This is a genomic window from Paenibacillus lactis (genome assembly GCF_017873605.1).
GTDB classification, from domain to species: Bacteria; Bacillota; Bacilli; order Paenibacillales; family Paenibacillaceae; genus Paenibacillus_AQ; species Paenibacillus_AQ lactis.
In genome coordinates, this window is sequence record NZ_JAGGKI010000003.1 from 311,849 (window position 1) to 335,014 (window position 23,166).

The window sequence follows — 23,166 nt, forward strand, 5'->3', positions numbered from 1 at the left end:
AGGCAATCCGAGTCTCCCTTTGTTATACATTTTAGTCTTATTCGATCATTATAACAAAGTTGCCTATTTTTGGGTAAAAATAATGGGAGGGTCTGAATCGTTATTGTATATTATGCCCGGGGATCAAATACAGACCCAATGAATACCCATGAACCCGTGTCCCGATCTTCGATCGCAAAGAAAAACGGGCGGTTGACGTCCATCTCGATTGGCTCGGAAGGAGGCTCCGCGCTCGCTACAACCCCAACCGAGGTAACGGCAGCGGCTTTCGTCCCGGTTTCGCTGACGTCAACGACCGCTTTATGCTTCACTTCGTCGATGTAGAAGCCGTCTCCTCCTTCGGCCATGGCGGTAAAATCCGCTTCAAGCGGATCGAATGCCTTGACCATGCCGAGCCCTTGCAGCGTTTTCGGCAGCTCAAAGGACTGTTCCGCCTTAAATCGCGGCAGGCTCAGCTTAACCGTTTCGTAGGAGAAGCCTTCCTCCCAGGCTGACGCATCCTCCCACAGCTCCTGATGCAGTGTGGCAAGCGAAGAGGACGCCTTCGGCAGGATGACCAGCATATGCATCTGCCCTTCCGCATACGGGATGCGAATGGCCTGCCAATCCTCCCCTTCCTTATATTCGTATTTACCTTCCCGCTTCATCATCGGAATTTGCTTACTGTTGCCGTTGGCCAAGGTAAACGACTCGTCCACGGTATTCGCCGGATCGAATTCATCCTTCCAGCCCCCGTTGAAATAGATCGCATTGATCAATACAGCAACGCCGCCTGGAGGCTCGCTAAAGATGGAGGGGATCATCCCTTCCGTCTTCTTGTTCACCCAGTCGTTGATCTGGTTCATAGCCTTGTCTTCCCCTAAATGGGTCCCTTTGACTACTGCCCCATAGCTGTCTTGAAGCGTGTTCAGATAGTCCTTCTTCATAGCCACTCCCTGCTGATACCAGACGGAATTGGCCACATTCAGGACTACGCCGTTTCCGCGCTCCAGAAGCGTTGATAGCTGGTGGTTCCCTTCATTGACGTCTGCCAGGGGCTGGTCCTTCCAGCCGAGCATGGCGGACATCTCGGCCGCCGTATCCCCTGCAGCGCCGTTGTATGCCAGCGCAAGCGCTTGGGTAATGCTGTAAGGCGATAGAATCAAGTTCTCTTGTTCCAGCTCCGTTGCGAGCGATTGATGCAGCCGCAGCGCAAAATCACGCCCGGCTTGCGTCATGTCTTGATCGACCTTGGCCAATACGTTTTTCCGTTCCGCTTCCGACAACACCTTGATTTTTTTCTGCTGCTCCTCCTTTTTCCCGCCAGCGGTTTGAATCTTGTCCCCCTGACCGCAGGCAGTAAGCCATATGAGCAAGCAAGCACAGGCAATAACCGTCCATTTCCGCATGGTAAACGCCCCTTTTTATGGATAGTTCGCTACTAACCTATAGAGACGCTTTAATGTATCCTAATGTTGCATACAATGGCGCCATTATCCATTTGCATTGGTAATTCCCCCCAGGCGGAGGTACAATGGATGTGCAATCAAGCACCGGTTTGCGGTCTTTTCAAAAAAGCGGAGGAATGATCTACATATGCAAAATATCGTGATTCAAGGCAAGCTAGTAACGCTTCGAACCCGTCGTCCGGAGGATACGCCTGTTCTCTACGAGCTTATATACGGTACTGACAACCCGATGTGGAAACAATACGACGCCCCCTACTTTCCCTTAAAGCATGTCTCCTATGAGGTATTTGAAACACAGTGGAGCTCCGATTTCGAATCCGGTCGTTTTCCCAGTGATCTGCTCATTGAAGTCCAAGGTCAAACGATTGGGCTCGTGACCTTCTACTGGGAGCATGAGCCCTCGAAGTGGCTGGAAGCGGGCATTACCATTTATGACCCGCAGCATTGGAGCGGAGGCTATGGAACCGAGGCGCTGTCCCTGTGGGTGGATTGCCTGTTTCGTCATCTCGATATCGCCCGGGTCGGCATTACGACCTGGTCCGGAAATCCACGGATGATGCGCTGTGCAGAGAAGATCGGGATGCGCCTGGAAGGACGCATGAGAAAATGCAGATATTATAATGGGGTTTACTATGATTCCATTCGCATGGGCGTACTGAGGGAAGAGTGGGAGGAACGCAAAGCTTCAAGCAACCCGAGCTGCATCGGCCACTCTGTCAAATAACATGCTGCGTGCATTCAAAGCGCGGACACACCGAAAACGAGCCGGTCGGGGATCTCCCCCGCCGGCTCGTTCCGTATGCGGCATCCTGGTTATAAGAGGTTACAAGCCGGCCAGCACCTGATACCAGACGCCGCGCTTGGAATACAGCGTCTCGCGGACGGTATCCCAGCCCCCCAAATATTCGATATCGAACAGCCCCGGCGGGTTCGGGAAGCGGTCCTTCGTCTCGGCGTAAACCGTTTCCTCTACCGGGCGGAAGCCATGCTTGACGAAGATGCGCTGCGCATCCGGTGAATACAAGTATTGAACGAAGGCTTCAGCCACATCGGATGTCCCGTGCTCCTCGGCATACTTCTCGACCACAACGGCTGGATTCTCGATCAGCATCGTGTGTTCCGGCACCACGATATCATAAGGCACCCCTTGCGCGATGCGTGCCAGCAGTTCGTTCTCATACGTGACAATGACATCGCCGACCCCGTACTCAAAGGCAGCCATGGACGCCCTGCCGCTCTTGTCGAGCGACTCCACGTTCCGATGCACCGCTTCAAGAAACGCCTTCGCTGCCGCAGGATCCCGTTGTCCCTTCGCTTCCGACTGCTTCAGCCCTGCGCCGTAAATGGCGTTGATATCCCACTGGGCGCCTCCCGACGTCTTCGGGTTCGGATACAGAACTTTCACGCCCGGTTTCGTGAGGTCGTCAAAATCCCGAATCCCTTTCGGGTTTCCTTCCCTTGTGCCCAGCACGACGATCGAGCGCGTCACCATGCCGCCATAAGCTTGATTCTTCCACTCCTTCGACACCAGGCCCGACCTGACCAGCTTGTCGACGTCCCCCTCCATGGCGAGCAGTGTCACATCCGCTTCGAAACCGCCTGTAATCGCGCGTGCCTGGGTTCCGGATGCCTCGTACGATTCCTGAAAACGGATCGTCTCACCCGTCTGCTCCTTCCACTTCTCCTGGAAGGCCGGAATAATCTCGTGCATGGCGTCCCGGGCGACACTGTATGCGCCAAGGACAAGCGTCCTTTCGCCAGGCCGGACGGTTACCTCTTGGGATGGCTCCTTCTCAGCGCATCCGGCGATCAGGAAGCCGAAGAGAAGCGCCATGCCGATCAGCAGGAATGAGGCAGGGTGATTTCTCAAGATTCGCATGATACCACTTCCCTCCGTATAGTTAGAACGGTCAGATCATGATCGGCATCGGATCGACCTTTAGTCGATTCTCTTCAATCCAGCTGTGCTCCTCATTGAACAGATAAGCCCGATGTACGAGCACCCGGACTTGCTGCCCCGGATGCAGCGTCTCCTTCTCCAAGGAACGATACGTGATTAATTTATGGCCCTTAACCTCGACCTCAACGAGCCATTCGCTTCCGCGGAAATGCAGATGGCGAACGATCCCGGTCTCCGTTGCGGACAGCACCGGGAAATCATGCTCGCTGCCGAGCTCGATATATTCCGGCCGAATGAGCGCGCGCGTAGCGTGCTTGTTCACGGCCGCTTCGAAGCCCTTCAGCTCGCCGGCGCTGGCAATGACGGTGGACTCGCCGATAAAGGACGCAACAAACGGCGTCTTCGGCTCCTTATAAATATCCCAAGGCGTTCCCTTCTGCTCGACCCGCCCCTGATTAATGATCATGATTTCATCCGCAACCTCGATCGCCTCATCCTGGTCATGGGTAACGAAAATGGACGTAATGCCCACCCGCTCGATCAGCTCCCGCAGCCAGGAGCGGAGCTCCTGGCGAATCTTCGCATCGATCGCCGCGAACGGCTCATCCAGGAGCAGCAGCTGCGGCTCCGGAGCTAGTGCCCTTGCGAAGGCGACGCGCTGGCGCTGGCCGCCTGACAATTGATGCGGGTATCTGTGCTCGAATCCTTTGAGCCCGGTGAGCTCCACCAGTTCCGTCACCTTGTCTTTGATTCTGGCTTTCGGCTCTTTCTTAATCTTCAAGCCGAATGCGATGTTGTCATATACGGTCATATGCTTGAACAATGCATAATTTTGAAAAACGAATCCAATCCCCCGCTCCTGAGGCGGCAGGTCGTTGACCACCTGGCCGTGAAAGGAAATCTGGCCCGAGTCCGGGGTCTCAAGCCCTGCCAGCATGCGCAGAATCGAGGTTTTGCCGCCGCCGCTCGGACCGAGAAGCCCGATCAGATGCCCCTTCTCGATTTCGAAGCTGACATCCTTTACCGCGTGAAACGTACCGAAATGCTTATTCAGATCGCGAACTTCAACATGCATGTCAATGCACTTCCTTTCTTTTCTTGGCCCACTCCATCATCAGCAGCAGCGCCACGGAAAAAGCCGCGAGCACGAGAGCCACTCCGTTGGCGGCAGCCACGTTAAAATTCTCGACATCCTGATAAACAAGCGTTGTCGCCGTTTGCGTCTTGTTCATGATATTGCCCGACACCACCAGCACAGCACCGAATTCCCCGAGGGAACGGGCGACCGTAAGCACGAGGCCGTATACGACAGCCCAGCGAATGGAGGGCCAGGTCACCTTGCGGAACGTGGTCCAGCTATAAGCTCCCAGCGTAGCGGCAGCCTGCTCCTGATCATGTCCGATCTCCTGCAGCACCGGCATTACCTCGCGCACCATCAGCGGGAACGTCACAAAAAGGGTGGCAATGACCATGCCCGGGAAGGCATAAACTACCTTAAAGCCGATTCCTTCAAAAAATCCGCCGATGATACTGTCGGGACCCAGCAGCAATACAATCATAAGGCCGCCGATGACCGGGGAAACGGCGTAGGGAAGATCGACGATGCTGTTCAGGATGCTTTTGATTTTATGGCTCAGCCAATTCGCCCTGACCAAATAGAGCGCCATCATAATGCCGAACAAAGCATTAAGTATAGTAACAACGATTACGATAAGTCCTGTCATCATCAAGGCATGCAGCGCCTCCGGGCGAAAGAGCCCCTCGGCAAATCCATCAAGCCCGTTCTCAAATGCCCCAATGGCGATGCGGGACAATGGAATGATGAGGAGAAATATAAATACGGCATAGGTTAATCCGATCCACAGCCTTCTCACATCCGTCTCCCCCTCTGCTGAACCGTATTGATGATCCATAAGATGAGGAACGACAGCGTAAGGAGCATAACGGATACGGCTGCGGCCCCTGCCGGGTTGTCACTCTCGATTTCTCCGAAAATGAATACGGAGGCAATCAACGTTCGTCCAGGGATATTTCCGGCTACCAATACGACTGCGCCGAACTCGGCAAGCGCTCTGGAAAATGCCAGCATCCCTCCGCTGATGATGCCGGGCAGCATAGAAGGCAGAATGACCTTGAAAAAGGTTGTTGTCTTGGATGCTCCCAGCGTATAGGCCGCCTCTTCCTCAAGCGGATCCAGCTCCTCCAGCAGCGGCTGAACCGCCCGAATGACGAACGGAAACGTGACGAACAGCATGGCAATGACGATGGCCGGCTGATGAAACACGATCTCGAAACCCAGCTTCTCCGCTGCCTCGCCGATCAGACTTCCAGGTCCCAGTAAGAGCAATATCATAAGCCCTCCGACCGCGGTAGGAAGGGCAAAGGGCAAATCCACCAGACTATTGAGCAGCGTTCTTCCCGGAAAGCGGTATTTTGTCAGCACCCAGGCGATCATCGTTCCGATAAGCACGTTGATCAAGGTAGAGATCAAGCCAAGCTTGATCGTTAGAAGCACGGCCTTCCAGGCGATCGGCTCCACGATGCTCTCGGCGAAATGGCTCCAACCGGCAGAAAAAGACTGTACATATACGCCAAAAATCGGCAGCACGATCAGGGCAAAAAAATAAAGCAGTACCGTGCTCCGAAATCCCCATGTCCATCCCTTATGGCGTATCCATGTTGTCACAATGCACCCCTCCCGCCTCCGGAACTTACTTCCGGTCGACTCGTACGCAGAATTCATCTTTATATTTCCTATTTGTATACTTGGTTTTTTTGCTTAAACATACTTTACCAAATGCGGAATCCGATCGTCAATCCATCTTTTGCAGTTTATAGGGTAAAATAATAATAAATATGGAAAAAGTTGAGGAGGTTTTTATTTTGCTGTTTACAGGGGAATTACGTACACAGGGACGGGACGAGTTGAGGGATATTACCCGGGAGGTTGCTTCCTTCGTGAAGCAAAGCGGGGTTCAGCAAGGGACAGCGCTGATCTACTGCCCTCATACGACGGCAGGCATTGCCATTAATGAGAATGCCGATCCGGACGTGAGACGGGATGTGCTGATGTCGCTGGATGAGGTGTATCCGTGGGAGCACCCCAAATACCGTCATGCCGAAGGGAATACGGCTTCCCATCTGAAATCCATCACATGCGGCCCTTCCCAGACCGTCATTATTCATAACGGACATCTGCTGCTCGGACGCTGGCAGGGCATTTATTTCTGCGAATTTGACGGACCGCGGCAGCGGCAGTACCATGTGAAGATCATGGAGGGATAATTAAGCTTTCGGAGTATGCCATCAGAAAAAAGACAGGCATCATGCTAGAGCGTGATGTCTGTCTTGATGTTACATCAGGTGATTGACGTTTCAACGCAACATCGTTGTAATCCATTGAAGCATCAAGCGAAAACGGTACGGCAAAAACGGGGACTAGACCCGGCTGTACAAGCTTCGGCATAGTACCTTGATATGGGTGAGTGCGGCGGGTTTGATCTCTTCAAAACCGATCCGGTCCTGAATGTAATACGATATAAAGCCATGCAGCGACAAAAATAAAGTCAGCGGAACGGTGCGCCGCTCCTCCTCGCTATAGTTCTCCTCAAGCAAATATTGACGGACAAGCGTAGCGAACATTTCAAAACAACGCCCCTGCTCAGAGCGACAGTAGGACAGCAGCTCCTCGTCCCGGATCATGAACATGATCTCGTATTGGTACGGATTGTCCAGACCAAAACGGACGAACTCCAGCATCAGCTGCTCCAGCTTCGAAACTCCGTCACAGGGAGGCTTTCCCGACACTTCCAACAGCAAATCATTCAGATCATTGAAATCCTTCACGACAATGGCGTAGAATAGCTCCGCCTTTTCCTTAAAATGATAGTACAAGGAGCCGTGGCTATAACCCAGATGCTGCCCGATGCTGCGCATCGAAATGGCCCTGTAGCCTTTTGTTATAAACAAATGCCTGGCTGCTTCCAATATCCGCTCCCTGGACAACTCGCGTTCAACTGCTCTTCTTGCCATATTATTTTATTCCCCTTCAATAAAATAAAGCCGCTCTCCCTCCGTGATCAAGGACTGCCCCTGCGTCAAATCAACCATCCAGGCGATAAAGCTCTCGGCCTCGCCGTCCAGCGGCAAGCAGGTCAATGTCACTGTATCGGCAAAGCCCGTCTCTCCCATGCGGACACCGCGGTTGCGGAGCTCGTTCTCTACCTTTCCGAGCCAAGTATAATCCAGTTCCACGAAAACCTCCCGGTGGAGTACTCTCGTAATCGGATCCCCCGACTCAATGGCGGCAACCGCTCCGTCCGTATAAGCCCGAATAAGTCCGCCCGCACCCAGCATGATGCCGCCGAAATACCGGGTGACGACGATCGCTATATTTTTCCGCCCCTGGCTGCGGATCACTTCCAGAATCGGCTTGCCGGCCGTACCGCTCGGTTCCCCGTCATCGGACTGCTTCTGGATTTCGTCCCGCTCGCCGATCATGTAGGCGGAGCAGTTATGCGTCGCGTTCCAATGCTTCTTCTTGATGTCTTCAATAAATGCGATGGCTTCCTCCTCGGTCGCAACCGGCATCACATGACCGATGAATCGGGATTTCTTGATGACGATTTCCTTGGAGCCTGCCTGACGCACCGTCTTGTAACGATCCAACATGAATGAATAACCACCCCTTACTATCGGGCTCTCTACCCCGAAGCGGCATAACAAGCAATGCCCGCATATGGATGCAAGCTTCCGCGGGTGAACCCGAGAACGAACAAATTACCAAGAAAGCAGTTCCCGGCACAAAAAAATATGCCGGCGAACTGCTTTCTTCAGCGTCTTGCGTTAAAATTCCATGATGTGTCAGGTTTATTCGGAAAGTCTCGCTTCCAATTCGGCTTTTTCCTTCTCATATCCCGGTTTGCCAAGCAGAGCGAACATATTCTTCTTGTAAGCCTCTACGCCCGGTTGGTCAAACGGGTTCACACCCAACAAGTAGCCGCTGATACCGCATGCCTTTTCGAAAAAGTATACCAGATATCCGAACGAATAGGGAGTGAAATCTGGAATTGTCACAATCAAGTTCGGAACTTGTCCGTCCGTATGGGCCAGCATCGTGCCCTGGAATGCTTTTTTGTTGACGAAATCCAGCGTTTTTCCGGTCAAGAAGTTAAGGCCGTCCAGATCTTCCGGATCCGATTCGATCGTAATGTGCTCGGAAACGTTCTCCACCTGAATGACGGTTTCGAAGATATTGCGGCTGCCTTCCTGAATGAATTGGCCCATGGAGTGCAGATCGGTCGAGAAATCCACCGATGCCGGATAAATGCCCTTGAAGTCCTTGCCTTCGCTCTCGCCGTACAGCTGCTTCCACCATTCGGATACGAAGTGCAGGGAAGGCTCGTAGTTAACCAGAATCTCGATAGCCTTGCCTTTGCGATACAACGCGTTCCGAACAGCGGCATACTGGTACGCTTCGTTCTCGGCAACGTTCGGGCTGCTGTATTCCTTCGCAGCATCAGCCGCGCCTTGCATCATCTCTTCGATGTTGATGCCGGCGGTTGCGATCGGAAGAAGTCCCACGGCCGTCAGTACCGAGTAGCGTCCGCCTACGTCGTCAGGGATCACGAAGGACTCGTAGCCTTCCTCATTGGCAAGCTTCTTGAGTGCGCCCTTCGCTTGGTCCGTTGTCGCGTAGATCCGCTTGCGCGCTTCCTCCTTGCCGTATTTCTTCTCGAGCTCGGCACGGAAGATCCGGAATGCGATGGCCGGCTCCGTCGTTGTGCCCGATTTGGAGATTACGTTGACGGAGAAGTCCTTGCCCTCAATCAGATCAAGCAGATGCTTCACATAAGTGGAGCTGATGTTGTTGCCTGCAAAATATATTTCAGGCGTCTTGCGCTTGTCCTTCGGCAGTTCATTATAGAACGAATGGGACAGCATCTCGATCGCAGCGCGGGCGCCGAGATAGGAGCCGCCGATGCCAATGACGATCAGCACGTCGGAATCGCTCTGGATTTTAGCCGCCGCTTTCTGGATTCGCGCAAATTCTTCTTTATCATAATTCGTTGGAAGGTCGATCCAGCCCAAATAATCGGAGCCGGCGCCTGTGCCTTTATGTAGCTGCTCATGAGCGGTGCGGATCGGCTCCGCGAAATAATCCACCTCGTGTTGATTGACGAAAGTTAGTGCTTTACTATAATCAAATTTGATTTTTTTAGACATGCCTCTAAACCTCCTGTGAATTTAGGAATAGGATACTGTAATTTGATAGGGACCGCAAGGTCCGCAGGCGAACCGTCATGCATTCTTCATCGTTCCTTCGAATCCGGCAATCCGGCGCTTCCTCCGGTGAAGACTGGCTTCGGTTCGGAAACACGTGCTAAGATAGAATGGATCAGGAATCCATAAGCGAAGGTGATAGCTATGAAGAAAATCGGCTTTATCGGGCTCGGCACCATGGGCGCACCCATGGCAGCCAACCTGCTTAAACAGAATTATGACGTTACCGTGTTCAACCGGACCAGTGAAAAATGCCGTCCGCTCGCCGAACAGGGCGCTTCCGTTGCGGATACCCCGCGCGAAGCCGCAGAAGGACAAGACATCGTTATCACGATGGTTAGCAATGATGATTCCATCCGGGACGTCTTCTATGGCGAGAACGGTCTGCTGGGCTCGCTAAGGGAGGGCATGACCGTCATCGACTGCAGCACGATCTCCCCAAGCCTCGTCAAAGAAATTGCGTCCGCCGTTTCCGGACTTGGCGCTTCCTTCCTTGACGCGCCCGTAACCGGCAGCAAGCCTGCCGCGATTGACGGAACGCTGGTCTTCATGGTCGGCGGCGATGCCGAGGTCATAGCGGCTCAGTCGGACATATTCGAGACGCTTGGCAAAAAGGTTATCCACATGGGCGCGAACGGAAGCGGCGCGGTGGCCAAGCTCGCGCATAATACCATCGTCGGCATCAATAATCTGGCGCTTGCCGAAGGGTTCGCCATTGCCGCCAAATCCGGCATTCCGGCAGATAACTTCCTCGAGCTGGTTCAGCTCGGCTCGGCGGGCAGCAAAGCGGCGGAGCTGAAAGGCCGCAAAATTATCGACGGCGACTTCAGCAATCAATTCTCCTTGGCGCTTATGCTTAAGGACTTGAAGCTGGCATCCTCGCTCACCGACAGTGCCGGCATGCCGTCCCCGATGCTGAATCTGGCGAAGAGCCTGTTCCAGGCCGGAGCCAGCGAAGGCTACGGCGAGGAGGACCTGTCCGCTGTCGTGAAATGCTACGAGGCATGGATCGGCCAGAAAATCGGAGGCAAGGAGCTGCAATAAGCTCAAAGCCGAAATCAAAGCCGGGCTCTAAGTCCTCAAGTCATGCAATCAGCAAGCTCTAAGCTCTAAGCTCTAAGCTCTAAGTAAGCTTTAAGACAAGCTCTAAGTAAGCTAAGTCAAGCTCAAAGTCAGATTGATGCAAGCTCACATAAAACGTAATAGCTGGCATCCACATCGTAACGGCTCGTTTTCCTAAGTATCCGTCAATGACACGCGGACCGGGGAACGGGTCTTTTTTTGTGTGATCGACCCACTAGCAAGAATCAGTGATCCCCTGCTGATTTACCGAGCGCGGCAGTCGAAGCTTCGCGCCTTGGATCAGGACGCCGGATAAGAGCAACAGTAATCGGTAACGGTGCGGATCTCCAGCTTAAAGCTCGAGTTGCCCGGCACGTCGAAGGTGGCGCTCCCCTGAATCTCCCGCCATTCCTGCTCACCCGGAAGAAGAACCCGCAGATCGCCCGACAAGATCTCCATAATTTCCGGGCCGTCCGTGCCAAATTCGTAGCTGCCCGGCAGCATGATGCCCAGCGTTACCTTTTGGCCATCCTCCAAGACCACCGTGCGGCTCGTCACGTTCCCCTCATAATAAATGTTGGCTGCCTTAGTAATCGTAGCATTCTTGAATTGCGACATCGTTCTGCTCCCCTCCAAAATATGTAAAGCAAGATATATGACGACACCCGCATGAAGCGGGTGCCGGTTGATCCTATGGAGTTCGTTCTAAATGAATTACAGCAGCGCTTTGACGCGGCTGACGACATTTTCAACGGTGAAGCCATACTCCGCAATGACACGGTCGCCAGGTGCGGAAGCACCGAAGATGGAGATGCCGAGAATGTCGCCTTTTTCGCCGACGTAACGCTCCCAGCCGAACGGATGGGCCATTTCAACGGCAAGGCGGGCTTTCACGTCCGGAAGCAGGACGGAATCTTTGTAAGCCTGATCCTGGCTGTCGAACAGATCCCAGCTTGGCATGCTGATGACGCGGACATGGATGCCCTCTTCAGCGAGCGCCTCTTGGGCTTTCACCGCAAGCTGCACCTCGGAGCCTGTCGCGATGATTTGCGCCTGCACCTTGCCGCCTTTGGCATCGGATACGACATAAGCGCCGCGTTTGATGCCTTCGCGGGCGTTGTCTACCGTGCCTGCAAGAATCGGCAGGTTCTGACGTGTCAGCACGAGAGCAACCGGACGGTCCGTATTTTCAACCGCATAAGCCCATGCAGCCGACGTTTCGTTGGCATCCGCCGGACGGATCACGGTCAGGCCTGGGATAATGCGCAGGGACGCGAGCTGTTCAATCGGCTCGTGGGTTGGGCCGTCTTCGCCAACCGCGATGCTGTCATGCGTCAGCACGTAAGTTACCGGCAGCTTCATCAGCGCAGCCAGACGAATAGCCGGACGCAGATAATCCGTAAACACGAAGAATGTGCCGCCGAAGATTTTCAATCCGCCATGAAGCGCAATCCCGTTCATCGCGCCGGCCATCGCAAATTCACGAACGCCGTAGTAGACGTTGCGGCCTTCATAGCTTTCAGGCGTAAAGGACGGCAGATCGTTAAGATGCGTCATTGTGGAGCTCTCCAGATCCGCAGAGCCGCCAAGCAGATGAGGCACGCCGGATGTCAGGCCGTTCAGCGCTTTACCGGATGCAACGCGGGTGGAAACGGCTTTGTCCTCGGCGCTGTATTTCGGAAGATCCTTATCCCAGCCCTCAGCAAGCTTGCCGGATTCGCCGCGCTCGAACTGCGCTGCGAGTTCAGGGTAAGCTTCTTTATATTTCGCGAATTGATCGACCCAAGCTTGGTATGCGGCGATTCCGCGCTCCTTCACTTTGCCGAAATGCTCGCGCACTTCTTCAGGCACATAGAAATCCTCTTCGTATACCCACTTGTAGAATTCCTTGGTCAGCTTCGCTTCCTCGGTTCCGAGCGGGGAGCCGTGCGTACCGCCATGTCCGCCCTTGCCTTGCTTGTTCGGGCTTCCGTAGCCGATGATCGTCTTCACTTCGATCAGCGTCGGACGACCGGTTTCGGCTTTCGCTTCCTCGATCGCTTTCTCAATGGCAGGCAGATCGTTGCCGTCTTCGACGCGCAGCACCTGCCAGCCGTAAGCTTCAAAACGCTTCGCTACATTTTCGGAGAAGGCCAGGCTCAGCTCGCCGTCCAGGGAGATATCGTTGGAATCATACAGCATGATCAGCTTGCCAAGCTTTAGATGGCCAGCCAGGGAAGCCGCTTCGGAAGCAACGCCCTCCATCAGGTCGCCGTCGCCGCAGATCGCGTACGTATAGTGGTCGACAACTTTGAAATCGTCCTTGTTGTAAGTCGCGCCCAGATGCGCTTCCGCCATCGCCATGCCGACTGCCATCGCAACGCCTTGTCCAAGCGGTCCTGTCGTGGCGTCTACGCCTGCCGTATGACCGTATTCCGGATGGCCCGGCGTCTTGCTGCCCCATTGACGGAACTGCTTCAGATCCTCCAGCGAGAGATCATAGCCGCTCAGGTGAAGCAAGCTGTACAGCAGCATGGAACCGTGGCCTGCCGACAGCACAAAGCGGTCGCGGTTAATCCAGCTCGGCTGATCCGGGTTATGGACCATGGTCTTCGCGAACAATTGATAGCCCATTGGCGCAGAGCCCATCGGCATGCCCGGGTGACCGGATTTGGCCTTCTCGATCGCATCGATCGCCAGCGTCCGAATCGTCGCGATGGACAGGTTGTCGATCGTTTGATTATGTTCAGTTGTCATGATTCGTCCTCCTCAAATCTTCTCCGTCGTAAGCTTCGAATATGAAGTCATCTTACGCCCCTTCGGCCCTGTTATGTAGCAATGAGGGCAGTTAGGAATGTTGAGAATATCATTTTGACTCTTATTGTATCACCAGACGTGATTCATTTCCATAACGTAATTTTCGTTGTTTTCCAAATTGACACAAAAGCCGCGAATGTCCCTCCTGCATTATTTCCTTTATTAGACGGGTTATAACCGTGAGAAGCGAATCTTAAACGAGCCGCTGGAAATAAGGCCCGGGAATCGACTCCCCAGGAAAACATCAGGACGTTCCAGACTCCCGGAATACGCCTGCCGTTTTAGGCTCCGTCCATCCCCGGCTTCTCCCAAGCTGGCTTCCTTGTACGAAAAAAAGCCCCGGTCCAGACACAAATGGTCTGGCCGGAGCCTTCGGATTGGCATTCAAGCTCATCGGCGGGTTCCCCGCTTCTTGGCCTGGAGGAGGCGATCCATGGAGGAGCCTCCTCCCGCTGCCGGCCCGGTTCCCTCGGGCCGGCGCTCTCCGCCCCCCGGTGCCTTCGACGGCGGGGGCGGCGGAGGCGGCGCGCTTCCGCGGCGCGCGCCCTCCCCTGCGGCCGGCTTCGCCTTCGCCGGCCGCTCTTCCCGCAGCGGGGCAGCCCCCCGCTGCGGTGCGCGTGCCTCCGGCTGGGCCTTGCGGCCCCCAGCCGGAGCCGCGCCGGGCGCCGGGGCGGGGTTCCCGCCCCCGGCGAGTGCGCCCGCGCCGCTGCGCTCCTGCGCGGGCGGCGCCTTGGCCGGCGGCGATGTCTGGCCGCCGCCGTAAAAGGTGGCGGCGCGGGCTTTGCGCGCCGCCAGCCGCTCGAGGCCGGTGCGCTGCCCGGCCTCGCCGGCGGGAGCCGGCCGCCTGCGGAGCAGGGCGGCCAGGCGGGCGCCGAGGGCGGCCCATGGCAGCGCCAGGCGCCGCACGGCGATGTCGGCGACCCACAGCAGAAGGGCCGCAACTAACAGCGGATAGCTCCAGTCATGCAGCTGCGTTCGGGAAGCCGCCTTCCCGTCAAATACCTCCTTGGGGTTATCCCAGGACAGCACGCGTCCGCCCGTAAGCTCAGCAAGACGGGTCAGCCCTTCCTCGCCGTCTCCGGAGGAGATCCGATATTCCGGCGAATAAGGGACGACAAAGCCCGTTCCCGGCGCTGCCGCTCTCGATCCATCTCCACTCGCATCCTCGAGCGAAAGGAGGAAAGCGCCCGGCTTCGTCACATTCACAAGCCCTGTATAACGGCCCGGCGCCTCCTGAACCAGCTCCACCTTCTGCTCGCCGGCTTCGTCATCTCCAATGACCGCATTCAGCTTCTCGGGCGGCTTCTCCCCGTTGGTCGTTACCTGCAGCCTCACCTGGTTCCCGGCCGTTTCCGTCGTAACCTCATAGGGTGAGGAGGTAAACTGCGGGAACGTCCATTTCACGATCTCCGTCAGCGTATCCGCAAAGGCGTTCCAGGACACCCATTCCTTCGACCATTTCCCGCTTAAATCGCTCGTCCATGCCACGCTTCGGCCCGAGCCGTACTGCCAGCGGGCGAGCACCGGATCCGGCTCCGGGCTGGCCAGCACCGTCTGAGCCGTCGACTTCGGCGTTGTCGCCACATAACCGTACAGCCCCGGGACGCCCTCTTGAAACAGGCTTGCCCAGTCTCCCGCCTGCTGAAGCGCGGGGACGAACGGCTTATCGACAATATAAGACTTGGCCATCATGACGGCCTCCCGGCTGAAAATCGCCGGCAGCGTCGTTTCGTCCTCCACGAAGTAGAAGCGTCCCTTGGCGGCTTCCGCCAAGGTTTGCAGCAGGTTGACGTCTGCATCCATGCCGACCGCTACCGAGGACATCGTGATTTTATTCTTTACCATCGTATCGGTCAAATCCTGATATCCCGAATTGAAGGCCGACTGGCCGTCCGTCATCAGAATGATATGCCTGCGCTGGGATTTAATCTTCAGCATCTCATCCAAGGCGGATGAAACCGCCGGATAAATATTCGTGCCGCCGTTGCTCGGGATCGACTGGATGCTGCTGATGATCTCTTCCTTATTTTCCAGCGTCTGCGGGGGCACCACCCACCAAGGCGCGTCGTCGAAAGCGACCACCCCGACCGTATCCTTCGGCCTGAGGAGCTCCACCGTGCGCATCGCGGATTCTTTCGCAAGCTCGATCTTTTCCCCGCTCATGCTTCCCGAGCGGTCAATGACCAGAATCAGCCCGAGCGATGGGATTTCCCGCTTGCCCTCCAGTTCCATGGACACTGGCAGCGCCTTCTCGATCGGCGTCTTGAAATAGCCGCCCATCCCGAAGCTGTCTTCGCCGCCGGCCATCATGAACCCGATGCCGAAGCTGCGGACCGCCTGTTCGATCAGCTCCATTTGTTTGCCTCCGACACGGCTGCCCGAAACATCGTTGAATATGATGCTGTCATAAGCGGCGTACTTCGCGGCATCGAGCGGCAGCAGCTCCGGCGGAATGACCTCGGTACCGATCATGCCGGACTCAAGAGCCGCCGTAATGTTGCCGGAGGTCCCCGGGGTGCCTTCAACGATCAGCACCCTCGGCGGTCCGTCGACCCGGGTAAAATCAAATGCGGCATTGTTGGCCGCAGATTCATCCCCGTCCATGAATATTTCAGCCCGGTACCTGTGAAGACCCGGGTTCTTGGCAAGTCCCTTGATCGCAAAACGGTTCTCCCCCGGCGATACCTCCACGCGTTCCCGTCCGATTTCCCGGTTGTCCTCATAAATGCGGAGCTCGCCGGCGGTTTTGAAGGTGCTGCGAATGAGCGCCTCCACATAGAAGGATTCCGCTTGGTAGAGCTTCTCCGGCACCTTCAGCTCCTCGACGGCGACATCCCGGATCTCTTGCTTCGAAGCCGGGAGGACATCCACCGCGATGCCTCGATCCTTCAGCAGCCTTCCGGCGGCCGTCATGCTTCCGACATTCTCTTCCCCATCGGAGATCAGCACGATTCGGGAATCGCCGTTTCCGTCCAGAAGGCTTCCGGCAAGCTGCAAACCCGATTCCAGTCCCGTGAACCGCCCTTCAAGCAGCGCATTCAGCGACGCGCCGGCCGACTCGTCCGCCGAGAGTCGCCGCTCCACTGCGCCCTCAAGACCCGTTGAGACGATGGCGGTTGTATCCTCTTCCCCTTTGGCTGCAATGGACTCGCCGATCCAGCTTGTGATCCGTGACGGGTCTCCCATGCTGTCCGATCGGTCCGCCAAAAAGACGACCTGTTTATCCCGCAGCACGGTGAACCCATGCAGGCCCGACAGCATGAAGATGAGCAGCAAAATGACCAAGGTTCTGAGACCCAGCGCCAGCTTCCGCCGAAAGCCGCTTAACCGGAAATCCGACCGGTATGCATAATACAGAAAGATCCCTGCCGGGATCAGCAGCAGCAGCAACCATGGATGACTAAATTGAACGCCCACGCTGGTACACCCCCCATTCTGCAGCGATCACGGCCAGCGCCAGTGCAGCAAGCCAAGGCATAAGCGAACCGGCCTGGCTGGCCGCTCTGCGCTGCTCTGCAGCCGAAGCGCCGCTGCCTTGATCTCCTCCGCCGGACTTTGCGCCAGAGCCGGTCTGGCTCACCGCCGGACCTTGCGTCGTGCTCAGGTCCGCTTCGTACGGATCAGCCGTCACCGCAAGCCAGTACGACGTCGTCTCTCCCGCTTCGTTCTGTTGTTCGAACGCATACAGTCCCGGAACGTCCGGTACCGTCTGCACCGTTGAAATGCCGCTCTCGCTCCGCTGCACCTCGACGGTATCCGGTCCGTCCGCAAGAGCAAGCCCGCTCTTGGGTACCCACTTGGCGGATACCGCATCAGCCGCTACAGGAATATCCGCCTGGGCCCCGGCCAGGAATCGCCCAAGCCCGGTCCCTGAGCCGGAAGTCATCCAATCGAGTGCATTATTCACCAATACCGGGAATTCAGGCGACAGAGGCAGATCGCTGTCCTGCAGCAGGAACTGGAAGGACAATCTCGGGCGGCCTTCCGCCACACCGGCATATACGAGCGGCTGGTCCCCGAGCCGGATGACCGGTTCCCCCCATGCAGGGCGCTGATCGATCAGCTTGCCGAAATAAACCCCCGACATGGTCAGATAAGAAGTGAGCGGATGCTGGGCCAGCACGGGCCGCCCGCCCTGGCTCCCGACCTTCGGTCCATCTCCGCCGATGCTCCATAGCGGCGTTCGCCGGGCCAGCTCTGCCCATTTCCCCTGCGTAAAGCCCGCAGTAATGCTTCCGTCCATGACGAGCAGATCAAATTCGCCGTCCGGTACGGGAGGAATATCCGGTTCTGTGCGGTCATCCTTGCTTCCTTCGCTCCGACCGCCTTCCCCGCTTCCTTCCGAAGCTTGATCGCCTTGATTGCCCGCCGATCCGTTCACGGCGATCCGGGTCACTTCCGCTCCGCTAAGCTGCAGCGCCTTCTCCAGAAACAGATTGCCTGAGGTTAACAGCAGCACCCTTGCGGAGCTGCGGCCGGTTCCGAAGGCAAACGATTCATTATCGGCCGCATAGCCATCTTCGGATGCCAGCTCGAGCCGGTAGACCTCCGCAAACGGAAGATCGGAGAAGGATGCCGTCGCCTTCTTCTTGGGTTCGAGCTCAACGACTCTGCTCGCGAGCAGCTGGCTGTCTCCGTACAGATTTACCTCGACGGAGGAAACCCCCTCCGCGTTCGAGCTGACCACCGCAACGCCTTCGTACGAAGATCCTGTCCCCCCCTTCGGAGAAACGCCGAACTGCTCGATCGATGCGTTGTGTTTTGCCGCCCCCTGGATCGTCTCCACCGATACCGGCACCTGGAAGGCTATCGGGACCGGATCCTGCCGCCAATGGCTGTCCGTAAATATGACAACCTCAGCATCGGGTTCCTCCCTTGTCAATGCCGCGGCAAGCGAGAGCGTCTCCCGATACGATGCCGTACCGTAATAAGGATGCAGCGCTTCAATCGCTTCATCGATCGCGCCCCGGTCGCTTTCATGGGATACATGCGTTACAGGGCTGGATCCGGTCGACAACAGCGTGATCTTACTCCGTCTCCCCTGATCCCGAACGTAGGCCTTCAAGCGCTCCTTCATCTGTTCCAATCGGGAGGAGTCCTCTCCTTCCCCGCTGCCTTCAGTCTGCATCTGCGCGCTCATGCTGCCCGAGGTATCGGCAACGATGACGATATGGGCGCTGCCTCCGGACACCTGCATAAAGGGCTGCATCAGCGCGAAGACCATCAACGCGGCAGCCAGAAGCTGCAGCCACAGCAGAAGCCGGTTCTGCAGCTTCTGCCACGGCCTGTTGGCCTCCAGGTTTTTAAGCACTCGCTCCCACAACAGGTGGCTGGGAACCGTTGTATCCACATATTTTCGTTTGAACATATACATCAGCATGATGGCCGGCAGCGTTAGACCGAACCATAGGCTCATCCATGATTGAATCCCCACAAACACGTTCCCTCCTTACTCCCATACCGCAATCTTGTTCACGCGGCGCGGCCCGCGGGACCACTCACCTTGCTCGCACTCGCCACTGGCGGCACGCCATGGGCACAACTTGCTAACTCGCACTCGCTCCCTTGTGGCAGTCCACGGCACAACTTGCCTGCTCGCACTCGCATCCTGTTGGCAGTCCACACAGAACCTGCCTGCTCGGACTCGCATCCTGTTGGCAGTCCACACAGAACCTGCCTGCTCGCGCTCGCTTCCTGGTGGCAGTCCACACAGAACTTACCTGCTCGCACTCGCTCCCTGGTGGCAGCCTGCCTAGGACACTGTGCGTTTCTCCCTGTGCGCACGATGCATAAATTCGAGGCATACTTGGATCGCTCTTGAGGCTTGCCCGAAGCCTGCTGCCACCTTACCATCGCCCCTACTGCCGCAGCCCGGCAAGCCCTTCCGGGAAAGTGCGGGCGGTCCATAGTTTAGAACGAGCGGCCCGCTATGGCTCCACGGGTTGAAGCCTAGCTGGATGCAGCAGATGCTAGCTTGAGACTACTCCCGCACCCGCCAGCACGCCAAACATGGCATCCCGCAGCGGCATGTCGGCCGGAATGAGCACGTAGGTCATCCCGCGCTCCGCACAGACGCCGGACAGCATATGGCGGTAACGCTCCAGCTCGGCTTTGTACGCTTCCAGCACCTTGCCCGTCAAGGCTACTTCCTTCCCGCTGTGCGTCTCGCTGTCAATCAGGCGAAGATCGCCGGTCAGCTTGGGGTCGAGCTCCTCCCGGGACAAAATATGGACCAGCACAACCTCCTGCCCGCTGCCGGCCAGCAGGGACAGCGCCCTGAGCAGCTCATCCTCGCCGCCTTCGAGCCAAAAATCCGAAAACACCCAGGTCATGCCCGGATGCCTTGGCAGCGCGCCGGGCTGTCCGAGCGCAGCGGCAAGGCTCCCTTCACCGCCGGTCTGCGCGCCCTGCAAGAACGAGAACAGCCGGTGCGCCGAACCTTTGCCCCGCATCACGGGCAGGCGGGCGGACAAGGTGCGGCTGTAGCAGGCAATCTGAAGCCGGTCGTATGAGGAGAGCGCCATGTATCCGACGCTTGCCGCCAGCTGGCGGGCAAGCCGCCATTTGGGGCTGCCGTGGACCGCCTGATCCGCCGCTCCCTCCGGACGTTCCCCTTCCGCAGACGATATCACCGCTCCCATCGATGCGGAGCAATCGACGAAGATGCTGACCGTCAGCTCCTGTTCGTCCATGAACTGGCGGACAAACGCTTTACCGGTACGGGAATACACGCCCCAGTCGAACCTGCGCACATCGTCGCCGGGCGTGTACAGGCGATAATCGGCGAATTCGAGCGAGGAGCCGAGGCGGCGGGACCGCCGCTTCCCCTGCTGGGTTCCCGCAACCCGCCGCTTCGCGGACAGCGTGAGCCGCTCAAGCCGCGGAAGCCATTCCGGCGGAAGCAAATGACCGGCGCCGCTCACGCGGAGGCCTCCAGCGCCTGCAGCACCTCTTGGATGACCTGATCCGTCGTCATTCCGATCGCCTGCCCCTCAAAGTTCAGGAACAGCCTGTGGCGCAGCGCTGGCAGCGCGACCGCCCGGATATCCCCGGTGGATACATGCATCCGCCCGCTGCACAACGCCCGGACCTTGCCGACCGAGATGATGGACTGAATGCCGCGGGGACCGGAGCCGAATTGGACGTATTTTTTGACCGCCTCCGGCGCGGACGCCTCCTCAGGATGCGTCATCATGAGCAGTCGGACCGCATAATCCAGTATTTCATCCGCGACCAGCACTTCCTTCGCCCCCCGCTGGATCTCCAGCAGGTCATCGCCCGTCATTTGCCGCTCGACCTGGAACGTATGCGACGACGTTGTCCGCTTTACGATCTCCTTCAATTCGTCGGCACTTGGATAAGATACTTCAATCTTCAGCAGGAACCGGTCCAGCTGCGCCTCCGGCAGGGGATAGGTTCCCTCGTTCTCGAGCGGGTTTTGCGTAGCCAATACGAAGAAGGGGTTAGGCAGACGGTGCGTTTCCCCGCCTACCGTCACCGTCTTCTCCTGCATGGCCTCGAGCAGGGCCGACTGAGTTTTCGGCGTAGCCCGGTTAATCTCATCAGCCAGCACGATGCTGCTGAAGAGCGGCCCCTTTTGAAAGGTCATCCCCGTGCTTCCATGCTGCCCGAACGACAAAATATTCGTGCCCGTAATGTCGCTCGGCATTAAGTCCGGCGTGAATTGGATCCGGGAGAACGACAGGTCCAGCGCATCGGAGACGGTGCGGACGAGCATCGTTTTTCCAAGTCCCGGTATCCCCTCCAGAAGGGCGTGGCCTCCGGCAAAGATACACCAGAGCATTTGCTCCACGACCTCCTGCTGTCCGACAATGACCTTGCCGATATGTTCCCTCAGTCCAGAAATGCTCTCCATCCATTCCTGGGGTCTCACTGCAATATCCGACATGGATTAAACCTCCGTCTTCTAAATAAATTCAACGTTCGCTGCAGCCGGTTATTTAGCCGCTAAAGCCTCACGGATTCGGATTGATCTGGATGAAATATTCCTCCACCAACCCCTGCATTTGATCAGGCAGCTGATTGCGGTCCAGCGTGTTTTTGGCTTTGGACTCATAATCCCGGTACACTTCCTCGTACGGACGCGACGTGCCGGGAATGGTCGGCGATATGCCGCCCTTCTGGATATCGCCGCCGGAGCCGTTAAGCTCTCCCGAATCGTTCTGGACGTTGCCGCCGCCCTTGTAATTTCGAGGAATCGTGACAAGCTCGCGCCCTCCGCTGCCGAGCCCTGCGCCGCTTCCTACCCCGTTGCCGGAACCCGAACCGGTGCCGCTGCCAGACCCAGCCCCTGAACCCGAGCCGCTGCCAGAACCGGAGCCACTGCCTGCGCCTTGGCCGCTCCCCGATCCCTGCTGGTCCGAACCCGCGCCGGAACCGGAGCCGCCGTTCTCACTCTGCTCTCCCGAGCTTTCCCCAAGGCCAGCCTGCGCCAGCGCCTCCGCGCTTCCGCCGTTTGCCCAAGCGTCCGACACCGACATACCTCCTGCCTTCATCTGATCCGCCATGGCCAATCCCTGTGATGCGAGGGATGAGGCCAAGGCCGCTGCCGCTTCCGACTGGCTCTCCGAAGCAGCCTTTGCCAGCGCCGTTTCGGCCAGCTCTTCAGCCAGCTTCTGCAGCTCCTCTTCGAGTTCTTTCGGCAGCTTGCCTTCTTTTAGCGCCTCGGCCGCTTTGGACAACGCCTTTTCCAATTCTTCATTTCCCTGCTGCTTGGCCGCTTCCTCCGCAAGCTTTTTCAGGGCATCCGATAAACGGTCTTTCTCTTCCTGCGGCATTTTCTTGACTTGCTCGGATACCTTCTTCATCTCCTGCTTGACCTCTTCGGACTTTCCTTCTTCAAGCTTCTTACCCGCTTCGGACAGCGCCTTCTGCTGCTGCATTTGCTTGGCGATCTCGGATAAGGCCTTGGCCTTCTCCTCCTGCTGCTTCGCCAGCTTCTCCAGCTCCTCCATCGCCTTTTCAATCTTCTCCAGCGCCTGCTCGGGCTGCTTTTCTTTAGCCAGCGCTTGTCTCAGTTCGTCCAGCTTCTCTTTCAGCTTTTGCCGATCGACCGGGTCCAGCGTCTCCTTCTCCAGCTGTTCGGCGAGCTTTTCCGTTTTGGCGACCTGCTCCTGAATCCACTTCTTCTGCTCCTTTGCCGCCTCCACCTTTTTATCCATCGGGTTCGGGATCAGCGCCAGGACCACAACGGCGACCAGACCAACGGCGCAGATCAGCAGCTGACGGTTACGGCGGGGGGAGGGAAGACGCTCGGGCAATTGCTCCGTGAATCGCTTGCCGTAAGCTTCCGCCTGCTCCCGCTGCCAGCGGGCGGCCGCTGAATCTTCCTCCCGGAAGGACAAGGCGGTCACCATCATATCGCTTCGCTCGGGGCCCCCGGATGCCTGATCCATTGCCGCCGCCGCGTCCATCGCCGGAATCCGGCTAAGCCATCCCCAAAGAAGACCCGCAAGGAGGCCGGCCGCCGGAATGGCAGCCGCCGCGATGTTCATCCACGATATCGGCACGAAACGCCCGATGATCAGCAGGAGCAGCGAAACCGCAAAGCCTGCCGCGAGTCCGTACAGCGCATAAGCGATGGCCCGGAAGCGCTGCAGCCGCCGGCGTGCCGCCTCGATTGCGCGCATGATGTTGTCCACTTATTTCTCCTCCTTC

Annotated in this window: 18 protein-coding genes; 3 read left to right on the plus strand and 15 right to left on the minus strand. The window is 57.1% G+C overall.

Annotated elements, in window-relative coordinates:
• Positions 1 to 110: 110 nt before the first annotated feature.
• The gene (locus J2Z18_RS07080) at positions 111 to 1,388 is read right to left on the minus strand and encodes a serpin family protein (RefSeq protein ID WP_210094451.1); all 1,278 of its coding nucleotides are present in this window, start codon (positions 1,386 to 1,388) and stop codon (positions 111 to 113) included.
• Positions 1,389 to 1,575: 187 nt separating this feature from the next.
• Between J2Z18_RS07080 and J2Z18_RS07085 the strand changes: the two genes are divergently transcribed.
• On the plus strand, positions 1,576 to 2,172 hold the full coding sequence (locus J2Z18_RS07085; protein WP_007127189.1) for a GNAT family N-acetyltransferase: 597 nt from the start codon (positions 1,576 to 1,578) through the stop codon (positions 2,170 to 2,172).
• A gap of 99 nt (positions 2,173 to 2,271) precedes the next feature.
• Here the strand turns inward: J2Z18_RS07085 and J2Z18_RS07090 are convergent, their stop codons facing one another.
• Genes J2Z18_RS07090 through cysT form a run of 4 tightly spaced genes read right to left on the minus strand, consistent with a single transcriptional unit; the run spans position 2,272 to position 6,034 of the window.
• Positions 2,272 to 3,327 carry a sulfate ABC transporter substrate-binding protein gene (locus tag J2Z18_RS07090; protein ID WP_210094452.1) on the minus strand — a complete coding sequence of 352 codons (1,056 nt, stop codon included), beginning with the start codon at positions 3,325 to 3,327 and terminating at the stop codon, positions 2,272 to 2,274.
• 31 nt (positions 3,328 to 3,358) lie between these two features.
• Positions 3,359 to 4,423 (minus strand): sulfate/molybdate ABC transporter ATP-binding protein, encoded by a 1,065-nt coding sequence (locus J2Z18_RS07095; protein ID WP_028403719.1) that lies wholly within the window; start codon positions 4,421 to 4,423, stop codon positions 3,359 to 3,361.
• Between the two features lies 1 nt (position 4,424).
• On the minus strand, positions 4,425 to 5,222 hold the full coding sequence (locus J2Z18_RS07100) for a sulfate ABC transporter permease subunit (RefSeq protein ID WP_007127186.1): 798 nt from the start codon (positions 5,220 to 5,222) through the stop codon (positions 4,425 to 4,427).
• The gene (cysT, locus tag J2Z18_RS07105) at positions 5,219 to 6,034 is read right to left on the minus strand and encodes a sulfate ABC transporter permease subunit CysT (protein WP_040737777.1); all 816 of its coding nucleotides are present in this window, start codon (positions 6,032 to 6,034) and stop codon (positions 5,219 to 5,221) included. Before cysT ends, J2Z18_RS07100 begins: the two co-directional genes overlap by 4 nt.
• A gap of 197 nt (positions 6,035 to 6,231) precedes the next feature.
• Between cysT and J2Z18_RS07110 the strand changes: the two genes are divergently transcribed.
• Entirely contained in the window at positions 6,232 to 6,633 is a 402-nt protein-coding gene (locus J2Z18_RS07110) for a secondary thiamine-phosphate synthase enzyme YjbQ (RefSeq protein WP_028403717.1), read from the plus strand.
• Positions 6,634 to 6,786: 153 nt separating this feature from the next.
• On the opposite strand, the gene J2Z18_RS07115 is transcribed toward J2Z18_RS07110, so the two are convergent.
• The 3 genes from J2Z18_RS07115 to J2Z18_RS07125 form a co-directional block, all read right to left on the minus strand.
• Positions 6,787 to 7,380 carry a TetR/AcrR family transcriptional regulator gene (locus tag J2Z18_RS07115; RefSeq protein WP_007127183.1) on the minus strand — a complete coding sequence of 198 codons (594 nt, stop codon included), beginning with the start codon at positions 7,378 to 7,380 and terminating at the stop codon, positions 6,787 to 6,789.
• A gap of 6 nt (positions 7,381 to 7,386) precedes the next feature.
• Entirely contained in the window at positions 7,387 to 8,019 is a 633-nt protein-coding gene (locus J2Z18_RS07120) for a YigZ family protein (RefSeq protein WP_007127182.1), read from the minus strand.
• 198 nt (positions 8,020 to 8,217) lie between these two features.
• Entirely contained in the window at positions 8,218 to 9,573 is a 1,356-nt protein-coding gene (locus J2Z18_RS07125; RefSeq protein WP_077567930.1) for a glucose-6-phosphate isomerase, read from the minus strand.
• 201 nt (positions 9,574 to 9,774) lie between these two features.
• Between J2Z18_RS07125 and J2Z18_RS07130 the strand changes: the two genes are divergently transcribed.
• Positions 9,775 to 10,674: an NAD(P)-dependent oxidoreductase gene (locus J2Z18_RS07130; RefSeq protein ID WP_210094453.1), complete on the plus strand. Its 900-nt coding sequence runs from the start codon at positions 9,775 to 9,777 to the stop codon at positions 10,672 to 10,674.
• A gap of 318 nt (positions 10,675 to 10,992) precedes the next feature.
• Here J2Z18_RS07130 and ppnP read toward each other — a convergent pair whose 3' ends face one another.
• The 7 genes from ppnP to J2Z18_RS07165 form a co-directional block, all read right to left on the minus strand.
• Positions 10,993 to 11,310 carry a pyrimidine/purine nucleoside phosphorylase gene (ppnP, locus tag J2Z18_RS07135; protein ID WP_007127179.1) on the minus strand — a complete coding sequence of 106 codons (318 nt, stop codon included), beginning with the start codon at positions 11,308 to 11,310 and terminating at the stop codon, positions 10,993 to 10,995.
• 96 nt (positions 11,311 to 11,406) lie between these two features.
• Positions 11,407 to 13,428 carry a transketolase gene (gene tkt / locus J2Z18_RS07140; RefSeq protein WP_007127178.1) on the minus strand — a complete coding sequence of 674 codons (2,022 nt, stop codon included), beginning with the start codon at positions 13,426 to 13,428 and terminating at the stop codon, positions 11,407 to 11,409.
• Positions 13,429 to 13,878: 450 nt separating this feature from the next.
• Complete coding sequence (locus tag J2Z18_RS07145) at positions 13,879 to 16,905, minus strand: VWA domain-containing protein (protein WP_210094454.1); 3,027 nt, start codon at positions 16,903 to 16,905, stop codon at positions 13,879 to 13,881.
• Complete coding sequence (locus J2Z18_RS07150) at positions 16,889 to 18,922, minus strand: vWA domain-containing protein (protein ID WP_210094455.1); 2,034 nt, start codon at positions 18,920 to 18,922, stop codon at positions 16,889 to 16,891. Before J2Z18_RS07150 ends, J2Z18_RS07145 begins: the two co-directional genes overlap by 17 nt.
• A 535-nt stretch (positions 18,923 to 19,457) precedes the next feature.
• Complete coding sequence (locus J2Z18_RS07155) at positions 19,458 to 20,411, minus strand: DUF58 domain-containing protein (RefSeq protein WP_007132422.1); 954 nt, start codon at positions 20,409 to 20,411, stop codon at positions 19,458 to 19,460.
• Positions 20,408 to 21,397, minus strand: a complete 990-nt coding sequence (locus tag J2Z18_RS07160) for an AAA family ATPase (RefSeq protein ID WP_007132421.1) — start codon at positions 21,395 to 21,397, stop codon at positions 20,408 to 20,410. The genes J2Z18_RS07155 and J2Z18_RS07160 overlap by 4 nt, the downstream gene beginning before the upstream one ends.
• A gap of 67 nt (positions 21,398 to 21,464) precedes the next feature.
• Positions 21,465 to 23,150, minus strand: a complete 1,686-nt coding sequence (locus J2Z18_RS07165) for a DUF8809 domain-containing protein (protein WP_210094456.1) — start codon at positions 23,148 to 23,150, stop codon at positions 21,465 to 21,467.
• Between the last annotated feature and the right edge of the window lie 16 nt (positions 23,151 to 23,166).